Genomic DNA, 11,731 nt, shown 5'->3' with positions numbered 1-11,731 from the left:
TCAGGGACCCCGGGAGTGCTGTCGGTCCGGCGTCCGCGCTTGCCACGCGGACGATGCGCCACGTGACCCGGTCCTCACCCAGGGCACCCCGCCACGGACGGAGGGTTGCCGGACAGCCAGCTGGGGCTTGACGCTGTCGCTCATGACCTGGCGAAGACTCTAGGTCGCGTCCGTCCCGCGGTCAAACAGGAGTCCGCATCCCGGACAGCCGGAGGGGCCCGGGGGAGGGCGCTCCCCCGGGCCCCGACCACCGCGTCACGGCCGGGCGGTGGCCTCCGACCAGTGCTTCAGCAGATCGCCCGCCGCGCCGGAGTCGATGGCCGCGGCGGTGCGCCGCATGGCTGTCCCGAGCTGCTCGGCGAGCGGCGCGCCGGTCAGCTCCAGTGCCACCAGCGCGGCCGCCGAGTTCAGCAGCACCGCGTCGCGCACCGGCCCGTGCTCCCCGGCCAGCAGCCGGCGCGCGACCTCCGCGTTGTACGACGGGTCCCCGCCGCGCAGCGCCTCGATGCCGACCGGCTCGATGCCGACCTCGCGCGGGTCGAAGGTGGTCTCGGTGACGGCGCCGTCCCGGACGATCCAGACCCGCGAGGTGGTGGTGATGGTGAGTTCGTCCAGCCCGTCGTCGCCCCGGAAGACCAGCGCGCCGGCACCGCGCTGCGCCAGCACCCCGGCGATCAGCCCGGCGAGGCGGGTGTCGAAACAGCCGATGGCGTGCGAGGTCACCCGGGCCGGGTTGGTGAGCGGGCCGAGGATGTTGAAGGCGGTCGGCACCCCGAGTTCGCTGCGGGCCGGACCGGCGTACCGCATCGAGGGGTGGAAGGTGGCCGCGAAGCAGAAGGTGAGCCCGACCTCCTCGGCGATCTCGGCGACCCGGCGCGGGCGCAGGTTCAGGCTGATGCCCAGCTTCTCCAGCACGTCCGAGGAGCCGCTCGCCGAGGAGGCGGCCCGGTTGCCGTGCTTGACCACCTTGGCGCCGGCCGCCGCGGCGACGATCGCCGACATGGTGGAGATGTTGACGGTCTTGGCCCGGTCGCCGCCGGTGCCGACGATGTCCACCGCCGGCCCGGGGATGGACAGCGGCTCGGCGTGCGAGTACATCGAGTCCACCAGGCCGGAGATCTCGTCGACCGTCTCGCCCTTGGCCCGCAGCGCCACCATGAAGCCGGCGATCTGCACCGGGGAGGCCTCCCCGCTCATGATCCGGTCCATCGCCCACGCGGTGGCCGCGCGGTCGAGGTCCTCCCCCCTCAGCAGCGCCGACAGGATGTCCGGCCAGGTGCGGACCACCTGCGCGGGCTCGCTACCGCCGTTCGCAGGGTGCACGTTCACCATGGCTGACTCCAGCTCTCGCTCCCCGCGGACGGGGAAGGACGTAGGGACGGAGTCAGCCTATCGAGCGGCGGGTGCCGGGGCTCCGCCGTTCACCCTTCTTCTCTTGTACTGAGACGCGAGGTGAGACAGCCGCCCCGGAGCACCGCCCCGGACGGCCTGACCGGACGGCCGGGCCCGGCCGGGCCCGCCTACCGCGAGGCGGGCGCCCGCTTGGCCAGCCGCGCCCGCAGCAGGGCGGCGACGGCCTCGGCCAGCGCCACCGGGTCCACCGGCTGGGAGATCGCCGCGTCGGCCCGGCTCCAGGCGGCCAGCCAGGAGTCCTGCGGCCGGCCGATCAGCACCAGCAGCGGCGGGCAGCCGTAGATCTCGTCCTTCAGCTGCCGGGCGAGCCCGAGCCCGCCGGCCGGCACCGCCTCGCCGTCCAGGACGCAGAGGTCGATGCCGCCCTTCTCCAGCGCCTTGAGCACCGCGGGAGTGGTCGCGCACTCCAGGTAGTCCAGCTCCGGCAGGTCCTCCGCGGGCCGCCGGCCGAGAGCGGTCAGCACCTGCTCGCGGGTGGTGCGGTCGTGGCTGTAGACGAGAACGGTCAGCGTCTCGTCGGTCGTGTACGCCATGGGCCTGCTCCCTCACGTGTGATCCGGACCACGTTCGCCTCTCCCCGGATGCTACTCCCGATCACCCGCCGCCGAGCCCTTCCCGCGAGATCCTCCTCGAACCGCCGCCGCCCGCCACTGGTCCGGGCGGAGCACGGCGCGTCACCCCCGCCCGCACGGACCACCCGTACGGCGGACGGGTGGTCTCTCCCCTTACTACCGACGGCCCCGCAGGAGCGCCGCGACACGCCGCCAGAGCCCCCGGAAGGGCCTTCGAGGAACCGTCAGAAAAGGGACACGCCGCTGCTCAGCACGGGTGGGTGCGGTCCGCGGGGTGCCAGGGGGGCATACCGCACGCACCGGACACTCCGAGGGAGACCCCCCGGCGTGAAGACGGAATAAGGGACCGACATAATGTCCGTCGTGGCGACAGCAACAGCAGTAGAAACCGGGCACGCGCACGGATCGGTCAACCGGCCGAACATGGTCAGCGTCGGAACGATCGTCTGGCTCAGTTCCGAGTTGATGTTCTTCGCGGCCCTCTTCGCGATGTACTTCACGCTCCGCTCCGTCAAGGGGCCGGAGTTCTGGACCGAGAAGGCGCACGCCCTCAACGTGCCCTTCTCCTCGGTCAACACCACGATCCTGGTGCTCTCCTCGCTCACCTGCCAGCTCGGCGTCTTCGCTGCCGAGCGCGGTGACGTGAAGAAGCTCCGCTCGTGGTTCACCCTGACCTTCGTGATGGGCGCGATCTTCATCGGCGGCCAGATCTTCGAGTACACCGAGCTGGTCAAGAAGGACGGCCTCTCGCTGTCCTCCGACCCGTACGGCACGGTGTTCTACCTGACCACCGGCTTCCACGGTCTGCACGTGACGGGTGGTCTGATCGCCTTCCTGCTGGTCCTGGGACGGACGTACGCAGCCAAGCGCTTCACTCACGAGCAGGCCACCGCCGCGATCGTGGTGTCGTACTACTGGCACTTCGTCGACGTCGTGTGGATCGGCCTGTTCGCGACCATCTACCTGATCAAGTAACCAGCTGATCAGGTCGCTGGCCACCGGCCTCGGGTCCCGCCCTCACCGGCGACGGCCCGATTTCGCCGGTGCCGACGCTCCCACCGACCGACCGCGCGCGCAGCCCTAGACAGGCAGCCTCGTGCCGGCCAGACCGGCCGCCGGGTGCACCCACCAGTCGACCAGATCCTGACACCGGGGTTATTCCGTGAAAAAGCTCTCCGCACGACGGCGCCACCCACTGGCGGCGCTGGTCGTCCTACTTCTCGCCCTGGCGGCAACCGGGGGGCTGTACGCCGCGTTCGCGCCCGCCGACAAGGCGCAGGCCGACGTCGCCGCGCAGTCGCTCGCGATCGACGAGGGCAAGAAGCTCTTCGCCGTGGGCTGCTCCTCCTGCCACGGCCTGAACGGCCAGGGTTCCAGTGACGGTCCGAGCCTCGTCGGCGTCGGCTCCGCCGCGGTGGACTTCCAGGTGGGCACCGGCCGCATGCCGGCCCAGCAGCCCGGCGCCCAGGTGCCGCGCAAGCCGAACATCTACTCGCAGGCGGAGATCGACCAGCTCGCCGCCTTCGTCGCCTCGCTCGGCCCCGGTCCGGTGACGCCGACCGAGGAGCAGTACACCTCGACCAACCCCGAGGATCTGTCCAAGGGTGGCGAGCTGTTCCGCACCAACTGCGCCCAGTGCCACAACTTCTCCGGCCAGGGCGGTGCCCTGACCCAGGGCAAGTACGCCCCGTCGCTGGAGGGCGTGGACGCCAAGCACATCTACGAGGCCATGCAGACCGGCCCGCAGAACATGCCGTCGTTCCCGGACAGCACCATGCCCGAGGAGCAGAAGAAGCAGATCGTGGCCTTCGTCCGCCACACCACCAACGATGAGCCCAACCCCGGCGGTCTCACGCTCGGCAGCCTCGGTCCGGTGACCGAGGGCCTGTTCGGCTGGATCTTCGGTCTCGGTGCGCTCATCCTGGTCGCGATCTGGGTCGCCGCCCACACCACCAAGGCCAAGAAGTCATGAGCCACGACATGTCAGAAGAGAACCTGCCGGAGTCGCACGGCTCCGCCGGGCACCACGAGGTGGCTGCCCACGGCGATCCGTTCGCCGACCCCGGTCTGCCGGCCCACGAGCCGCGCCGCACCGACATCGACGAGCGGGCCGCCAAGCGGGCCGAGCGTCAGGTGTCGCTGATGTTCGTCCTCTCGATGCTCGCCACCATCGGCTTCATCGCCTCGTACGTGGCCATCGACCCGGACAAGATCGTCTACATCTGGCCGCTGGGCCACGTCAGCGCGCTGAACTTCGCGCTCGGCATGACCCTGGGCGCGGCGCTGTTCCTCATCGGCGCGGGCGCGGTCCACTGGGCCCGCACCCTGATGTCGGACCACGAGATCCCGGCCGAGCGTCACCCGATCGAGGCCGACGACGAGGTCCGCGCGGACGTCATCGAGCAGTTCAAGACCGGTGCCGCGGAGTCCGGCTTCGGCCGCCGCAAGATGATCCGCAACACCCTCATCGGTTCGATGGCGCTGGTCCCGCTCTCCGGCGTGGTCCTGCTCCGCGACCTGGGCCCGCTGCCCGAGGACAAGCTGCAGCACACCGGCTGGGACGAGGCCACCGACGCCAAGCCGCTCCAGCTGATCAACATGAACACCAACCTGCCGATGAAGGCCGAGGACATCGTTCAGGGGTCGCTGACCTTCGCGATGCCCGAGGGCCTGACCACGCACTCCGAGGACTTCCAGGTTCGCATCGCGAAGGACGCCCTCATGCTGGTGCGCATCGCGCCGGAGGACATCAAGGACGAGAAGTCCAAGGAGAAGGGTTTCGAGGGCATCCTCGCCTACTCCAAGATCTGCACCCACGTCGGCTGCCCGATCAGCCTGTACGAGCAGCAGACCCACCACGCGCTCTGCCCCTGCCACCAGTCGACCTTCGACCTGGCGGACGGCGCGCGCGTCATCTTCGGCCCGGCCGGCCACCCGCTGCCGCAGCTGAAGATCACCACTGACGAGAAGGGCTTCCTGGTCGCCCACGGCGACTTCGACGAAGCCGTCGGCCCGAGCTTCTGGGAGCGTGCTCGATGAGCAGTGCGAGCAGCACCACCTCCGGCGCCGCCAAGCCCGCCAGCACCCGCGCCAAGCCCGCGAACAAGTGGGAGCAGGCCGCGGACTGGACGGACGGCCGGCTGGGGATCTACTCCCTCGCCAAGGCCAACCTGCGGAAGATCTTCCCGGACCACTGGTCCTTCATGCTGGGCGAGATCTGCCTCTACACCTTCATCATCATCATCCTGACCGGCGTCTACCTGACGCTGTTCTTCAAGCCCTCGATGGGCGAGGTCATCTACGACGGCTCGTACGTGCCGCTCAAGGGCCTCCCGATGTCCGAGGCCTACGCCTCGACCGTCGACATCAGCTTCGAGGTGCGCGGCGGTCTGCTGGTCCGCCAGATCCACCACTGGGCCGCCCTGGTCTTCGTCGCGGCGATGCTCGTGCACATGCTGCGCGTCTTCTTCACGGGCGCGTTCCGCAAGCCGCGCGAGATCAACTGGGTCTTCGGCTTCCTGCTGCTGGTCCTCGGCATGTTCGACGGCTTCTTCGGCTACTCGCTGCCCGACGACCTGCTCTCCGGCACCGGTATCCGGTTCATGGAAGGCGCGATCCTCGCCGTCCCGCTGGTCGGCACCTACATCCAGATGTTCCTGTTCGGGGGCGAGTTCCCCGGCACCGACATCGTGCCGCGGTTCTTCACGATCCACGTGCTGCTGATCCCGGGCATCATGCTCGGCCTGCTGGTGGCGCACCTGATCCTGGTCTTCTACCACAAGCACACCCAGTGGGCGGGCCCGGGCAAGACCGAGAAGAACGTCGTCGGCATGCCGCTGATGCCGGTCTACATGGCCAAGGCCGGTGGCTTCTTCTTCCTGGTGTTCGGCCTGATCGCCGCCATCTCGGCGCTCGCCACGATCAACCCGATCTGGTCGGTCGGCCCGTACCGCCCGGACCAGGTGTCCACGGACGCCCAGCCCGACTGGTACATGGGCTTCTCCGAGGGTCTGATCCGTGTCATGCCGGGCTGGGAGATCGGCCTCTGGGGCCACACCCTGAACCTGGGTGTCATGGTCCCGCTGGCGATCTTCCCGCTGGTGCTGGTCTCGATCGCGCTCTACCCCTTCATCGAGGGCTGGATCACCGGCGACAAGCGCGAGCACCACATCCTGGACCGCCCGCGCAACGCCCCGGTCCGCACCGCCCTGGGTGCCGCCTGGATCAGCCTCTACCTGCTCCTCCTGGTGGCCGGTGGCAACGACCTGTTCGCCACCCACCTGCACCTGTCGATCAACTCGGTCACCTACTTCGTCCGCGTCGGCTTCTTCGTCGTCCCGGTCGTGACCTTCATCGTCACCAAGCGCTGGTGCCTCGGCCTCCAGCGCCGCGACAAGGAGAAGGTGCTGCACGGCCGCGAGACCGGCGTCATCAAGCGCCTGCCGCACGGCGAGTTCATCGAGGTGCACGCCCAGCTGCCGCAGAAGGACCTGCACAAGCTCACCGCTCACGAGCAGGTGCAGCCGTACGAGCTGCCGGCCGAGACCGACGAGAACGGCGTGGCCCGCAAGGCCGGCGTCGTCAGCCGGACCCGGGCGAAGCTCGCCCGCGGCTTCTACGGCGAGGGCAGCCAGATCCCCAAGCCGACCGCCGAGGAGCACCACGAGATCACCAGCGGCCACGGCCACCACTGATCCCGTACGCGTCGCCGCGTCGCACCCGAGGGCCGCTGACCAGAGTTCTTCTGGTCGGCGGCCCTCGGGCTTTGCCGTACCCGCGTCCCCCCGCATCCGTGTCCCCCGTCCGCAGCGAACGCCAGGAGTCCACCGTGCAGCTGTCCGTCGACCCCGCCTCCGCCACTCCCCCGTACGAGCAGATCCGCGCCCAGATCGCCGAGCAGGCCCGCGGCGGCGAGCTGGCCACCGGTCTGCGGCTGCCCACCGTCCGCGCGCTGGCCGAGCGGCTCGGGCTGGCCGCCGGGACGGTCGCCCGCGCCTACCGGGAGCTGGAGGCCGACGGGGTGGTGGAGACGCACGGCCGGCGCGGCACCCTGATCGCCGCGGTCGGCGACTCCGCGCACCGGCTGGCCGCAGCGGCGGCCGCCGAGTACGCCGAGCGGGTCCGGCGGCTCGGACTGCCGCTGGCGGACGCCCTGGGCGCCGTGGACGGCGCGCTGCGGGTGGCGTACGGGGACGACGCCGCGGCGGGCTGAGCGGGCCGCTCAGAGCTGCGGGGCGATCATCCCGGTGGCGGGCGCCCGGGTGACCGGGGCGGTGGTGCTGACGGGTCCGCCGAGGGCGCTGTGCTTGACCCAGTCGGTCCAGGCGATGTTCCAGTCGCCGAAGCCGTTGCCGAACGGCTCCATGGACTTGCCCGCGCTGTTCACCACCGTCACCAGGTCCCCCACCCTGGTGTTCTGGTAGAACCAGTGGGCGTTCTCGGTGCTCATCCCGGTACAGCCGTGGCTGACGTTCTCCACCCCCTGGGAGCCCACCGACCAGGGCGCGGCGTGCACGTACTCGCCGCTCCAGGTGACCCGGGTGGCCCACTCGACGTCGAGGTCGTAGGACTCCTGGCTGCCGGCCGCTATGCCGATGGTCTCGCCGCTCATCCGGACCTTGCGCTCCTGGCCGAGCACCACCTTGACGCCGTTGCGGGTGTCGAAGCCGGGCTTGCCGGTGGTCACCGGGATCGTCCGCACCGGCCGTCCGTCCCGCTTGAGGGTGAGTTCGTGCGCGGCGGCGTCCACCACGGTCTCGACCCGCTCGCCGATCCGCAGCGCCAGGGCGGCGCGGTCGCCGCCGTACAGGCCGTCGGAGATCCGGCTGCCGGTGGCCTCGAAGGCCAGGCTGACGGTGGTGCCGGTGGGCCAGTACTCCTCGGGGCGGAAGTGCAGGTTCTTGTCGTCCACCCAGTACCAGCCGCCGGTGACGGCGGGCTGCGAGGTCACCGTCAGCGCGCGCTCCACCTCCTGGCGGGCCTGCGGGTCCTTGACGGCCTCGGAGAGCTGGACGGTGAGCGGCTGGCCCACGCCGTAGACGCCGCTGCCGGAGGAGTCCGGGCCGAGCTTGGCGGTCAGCAGGTGCTGGGCGGCCAGGGTGGAGAAGCCTGCGGTGGTCTCGCCGCGGCCGCCGCGGCCGTCGTCGGCGGCGATCCGCACGCTGTAGGAGGTGCCGGCCTTGAGCCGGCCGGTGGTCTGCCAGCTGCGCTGGTCGTCCGAGAGCCGCCCGGCGACCACCCGCCCGTCCGGGCCGACCACGGTGACGTCGGTCAGCCGGCTGCCCGCCTCGGCGGTCACCGTGACCGGCTGGGAGGGGTCCGCCCGGTCGGTGGCGGACAGGTGCACCAGCGCGGCGGCGTCGACCTTGCGGACCGCCTCGGCGACGTCCTCGCCACCGCCGGCGGTGCAGCCCGCCAGCGGGACCAGTACGGCGAGGGCCAGGGTGATGCCACCGAGACCCGCGACTGCGCGTCTGTCGGCCATGACCGCCTCCCGGGGTTTCGCACGATTGGTCAGATCGTAGGAACCGCCTCCGGCGGAGCGACATCCGAACGGGGCGCCGTTGGGCCGGCAGGGTGAGGCCGTCACTCCGGGGACGCAACAGGGCCGGGCATCCCGTGCGGGATGCCCGGCCCTGTGCGAGGGGGAGCCAGTGCCTACTGGTTCTGGTTCTCGCCCCGGTAGAACTCGAAGACCCAGCCGAACAGGCCGATCAGGATGATCGGGAGCGACCAGAACATCAGCCACCAGCCGAAGATCACGCCGAGGAAGGCGAGCGCGCCGCCGATCGCGAGCGAGAGCGGCTGCCAGCTGTGCGGGGCGAAGAAGCCCAGCTCGCCGGAGTCGTCCGCGACCTCGGCCTCGGGGTTGTCACCCGCGCCGCTGTCCACCCGGCGGGCGGTGAAGGCGAGGTAGTAGCCGATGAAGGCGCACAGACCGAAGGCGAGGAACAGCGCGGTGGTGCCGGCCGCCTCGATGCCGTGGTCGGAGCTGTTGGTCCACAGGCCGTAGGTGATCGCCATGGCCAGCACGAAGACCGACAGGCCCAGGAAGATCTTGCCCTGTTCCTTCATCAGACGTCACCCTCCTTCTTGCCCTTGCCCAGCTGCGGCGCGTCGTACTTCGCCGGGGTCACACCGGCGAGGTGCTTGGCCGGCTCGCCGTGGTTCTCCAGGTAGTCCAGCGCGGCGATCTCCGGGTAGTGGAGGTCGAAGGCCGGGGATTCGGAGCGGATCCGGGGCAGGGTGAGGAAGTTGTGCCGCGGCGGCGGGCAGGAGGTCGCCCACTCCAGCGAGCGGCCGTAGCCCCACGGGTCGTCGACCTCGATCTTCTCGCCGTACTTGGCGGTCTTCCAGACGTTGTAGAGGAACGGCAGGATCGACAGACCGAGCAGGAACGAGCCGATGGTCGAGACGGTGTTCAGGGTGGTGAACCCGTCGGCGGCCAGGTAGTCGGCGTAGCGGCGGGGCATGCCCTCCGCGCCGAGCCAGTGCTGCACCAGGAAGGTGGTGTGGAAGCCGAAGAACAGCGTCCAGAAGGTGATCTTGCCGAGGCGCTCGTCCAGCATCTTGCCGGTCATCTTCGGCCACCAGAAGTGGAAGCCGGCGAACATCGCGAAGACGACGGTGCCGAAGACCACGTAGTGGAAGTGGGCGACGACGAAGTACGAGTCCGAGACGTGGAAGTCGATCGGCGGGGAGGCCAGCAGCACACCGGTCAGACCACCGAAGAGGAAGGTGACCAGGAAGCCGACCGTCCACAGCATCGGGGTCTCGAAGCTGAGCGAGCCCTTCCACATGGTGCCGACCCAGTTGAAGAACTTCACACCGGTCGGGACGGCGATGAGGAACGTCATGAAGGAGAAGAACGGCAGCAGCACCTGGCCGGTGACGTACATGTGGTGGGCCCACACCGTCACCGACAGGCCGGCGATCGCGATGGTGGCCGCGATCAGGCCGGAGTAGCCGAACATCGGCTTGCGGCTGAAGACCGGGATGATCTCCGACACGATGCCGAAGAACGGCAGCGCGATGATGTACACCTCGGGATGGCCGAAGAACCAGAACAGGTGCTGCCAGAGCAGCGCACCGCCGTTGGCCGGATCGAAGACGTGCGCCCCGAACTTGCGGTCCGCCTCCAGGGCGAACAGCGCGGCGGCCAGCACCGGGAAGGCCAGCAGGATCAGCACCGCGGTCAGCAGGACGTTCCAGGTGAAGATCGACATCCGGAACATCGTCAGGCCGGGGGCCCGCATGCAGATGATCGTGGTGATGAAGTTGACCGCACCGAGGATGGTGCCGAAGCCGGAGAAGGCCAGACCCATGATCCACATGTCGGCGCCGATGCCCGGCGAGCGGACCGCGTCCGACAGCGGCGCGTAGGCGAACCAGCCGAAGTCGGCGGCGCCCTGCGGGGTGAGGAAGCCGGCGACGGCGATCAGCGAGCCGAACAGGTACAGCCAGTAGGCGAACATGTTCAGACGCGGGAAGGCGACGTCCGGCGCGCCGATCTGCAGCGGCATGATCCAGTTGGCGAAACCGGCGAACAGCGGCGTCGCGAACATCAGCAGCATGACCGTGCCGTGCATCGTGAACGCCTGGTTGAACTGCTCGTTCGACAGGATCTGGGTCCCGGGACGAGCCAGCTCGGCGCGCATGACCAGCGCGAGGATGCCGCCGATCAGGAAGAAGGCGAACGACGTCCCCAGGTACAGGGTGCCGATCGTCTTGTGGTCAGTGGTGGTGAGCCACTTGATGATGGTGGAACCCGGCTTCCGGGTCCGCTGCGCCCCGACCGTGACGGCCCCGGCGCCCCCGCCGGCCGCGGCGGGCTCGTTGAGGATGGTCACTTCTCTTCACTTCCCATGGTCGTGATGCCGGAGGGCACCGCGCCGGTCTGACCCTTGGCCCGCAGGTCCTTCAGGTGCTGGTCGTACTCGGCACGGTCGACGACCTTCACGTTGAACAGCATGCGCGAGTGGTCGACGCCGCAGAGCTCGGCGCACTTGCCCATGTACTCACCCTTGACGGTCGGGGTGACCTCGAACTTGTTGACCACGCCCGGCACGACGTCCATCTTCATCATGAAGTTGATGGGCCAGAAGTCGTGGATCACGTCACGAGAGGTGAGGCGGAACTGCACCGTCTCGTCGACCGGCAGGTACAGCGTCGGCGGCTCGCCGGGGGTACCCACCTCGTACGCGGCCTGCTCGTTGGCCGGGTCCGGGTTCTCGGTGTTCTCGTAGTTGAACGCCCAGCTCCACTGGAAGCCCACCACGTTGACGGTGTGCTGCGGCTTCTCGGAGACGGCGGTCAGCTTCGACTCGTCGCGGGCGACGAAGTAGAAGAGGACCGACACGATGATGATCGGGACCGCGGTGTAGAGCGCCTCGATGGGCACGTTGTACCGGGTCTGCGGGGGGATCTGCACGCCGGTGCGGCTGCGCCGGTGGAAGATCACGCTCCAGATGATCAGACCCCACATCAGTACGCCGACCACCAGCGCCGCGATCCAGGAGCCCTGCCACATGTGGAGGACCATCGGCCCTTCCTTGGTGACGGGGCTCGGGAGGCCAAGCCTGGGGAGGTCGTTGGCCGAGCAGCCGGTGGCGGTCGCGATGACGAGGCCCAGTGCCAGCGCCTGAGGCAGCTTCCGCCGCATCGTGCGCCGCGGCGAGCGGTCGGAGCCGTTGGGACTCACGTAGCGCCTTCCCGAAGTCTCGCCCGCCTTCGCGTCGCCCCGGGGA

General features: G+C 69.6%; 11 protein-coding genes and 1 riboswitch. Of the genes, 5 read left to right on the top strand and 6 right to left on the bottom strand.

Annotated elements, in window-relative coordinates; translation table 11 throughout:
• Window positions 1-30: 30 nt before the first annotated feature.
• Window positions 31-148: riboswitch (SAM riboswitch) on the bottom strand.
• Window positions 149-255: 107 nt separating this feature from the next.
• Window positions 256-1,332 (bottom strand): anthranilate phosphoribosyltransferase, encoded by a 1,077-nt coding sequence (trpD, locus tag ACFVVU_RS28485; protein WP_380690286.1) that lies wholly within the window; start codon window positions 1,330-1,332, stop codon window positions 256-258.
• 188 nt (window positions 1,333-1,520) lie between these two features.
• On the bottom strand, window positions 1,521-1,946 hold the full coding sequence (locus ACFVVU_RS28480) for a hypothetical protein (RefSeq protein WP_380687297.1): 426 nt from the start codon (window positions 1,944-1,946) through the stop codon (window positions 1,521-1,523).
• A gap of 393 nt (window positions 1,947-2,339) precedes the next feature.
• On the opposite strand from ACFVVU_RS28480, the gene ACFVVU_RS28475 reads away from it, so the two are divergent.
• From ACFVVU_RS28475 to ACFVVU_RS28455, 5 genes are all read left to right on the top strand, one after another.
• On the top strand, window positions 2,340-2,960 hold the full coding sequence (locus ACFVVU_RS28475) for a heme-copper oxidase subunit III (RefSeq protein ID WP_355361795.1): 621 nt from the start codon (window positions 2,340-2,342) through the stop codon (window positions 2,958-2,960).
• A 187-nt stretch (window positions 2,961-3,147) separates the two neighbouring features.
• Entirely contained in the window at window positions 3,148-3,957 is an 810-nt protein-coding gene (locus ACFVVU_RS28470; protein WP_355361797.1) for a c-type cytochrome, read from the top strand.
• The gene (locus ACFVVU_RS28465; protein WP_380687300.1) at window positions 3,954-5,024 is read left to right on the top strand and encodes a Rieske 2Fe-2S domain-containing protein; all 1,071 of its coding nucleotides are present in this window, start codon (window positions 3,954-3,956) and stop codon (window positions 5,022-5,024) included. Before ACFVVU_RS28470 ends, ACFVVU_RS28465 begins: the two co-directional genes overlap by 4 nt.
• Window positions 5,021-6,679, top strand: a complete 1,659-nt coding sequence (locus ACFVVU_RS28460) for a cytochrome bc complex cytochrome b subunit (protein ID WP_380687302.1) — start codon at window positions 5,021-5,023, stop codon at window positions 6,677-6,679. Before ACFVVU_RS28465 ends, ACFVVU_RS28460 begins: the two co-directional genes overlap by 4 nt.
• Before the next feature lie 134 nt (window positions 6,680-6,813).
• Window positions 6,814-7,197, top strand: a complete 384-nt coding sequence (locus ACFVVU_RS28455) for a GntR family transcriptional regulator (RefSeq protein ID WP_380687304.1) — start codon at window positions 6,814-6,816, stop codon at window positions 7,195-7,197.
• A 9-nt stretch (window positions 7,198-7,206) separates the two neighbouring features.
• On the opposite strand, the gene ACFVVU_RS28450 is transcribed toward ACFVVU_RS28455, so the two are convergent.
• The 4 genes from ACFVVU_RS28450 to coxB form a co-directional block, all read right to left on the bottom strand.
• Window positions 7,207-8,469 carry an Ig-like domain-containing protein gene (locus ACFVVU_RS28450; protein ID WP_387793106.1) on the bottom strand — a complete coding sequence of 421 codons (1,263 nt, stop codon included), beginning with the start codon at window positions 8,467-8,469 and terminating at the stop codon, window positions 7,207-7,209.
• 173 nt (window positions 8,470-8,642) lie between these two features.
• The gene (locus ACFVVU_RS28445) at window positions 8,643-9,059 is read right to left on the bottom strand and encodes a cytochrome c oxidase subunit 4 (protein ID WP_350549522.1); all 417 of its coding nucleotides are present in this window, start codon (window positions 9,057-9,059) and stop codon (window positions 8,643-8,645) included.
• The gene (gene ctaD, locus ACFVVU_RS28440) at window positions 9,059-10,834 is read right to left on the bottom strand and encodes a cytochrome c oxidase subunit I (protein WP_380687175.1); all 1,776 of its coding nucleotides are present in this window, start codon (window positions 10,832-10,834) and stop codon (window positions 9,059-9,061) included. The genes ACFVVU_RS28445 and ctaD overlap by 1 nt, the downstream gene beginning before the upstream one ends.
• A complete protein-coding gene (gene coxB, locus ACFVVU_RS28435; protein WP_380687177.1) occupies window positions 10,831-11,685 on the bottom strand; it encodes a cytochrome c oxidase subunit II in 855 nt (284 codons plus the stop codon). The genes ctaD and coxB overlap by 4 nt, the downstream gene beginning before the upstream one ends.
• Window positions 11,686-11,731 lie beyond the last annotated feature (46 nt).

Origin of the sequence: Kitasatospora sp. NPDC057965 (genome assembly GCF_042887135.1) — a bacterium.
GTDB lineage: Bacteria > Actinomycetota > Actinomycetes > Streptomycetales > Streptomycetaceae > Kitasatospora.
This window is presented reverse-complemented; position numbering and strand designations above follow the sequence as displayed.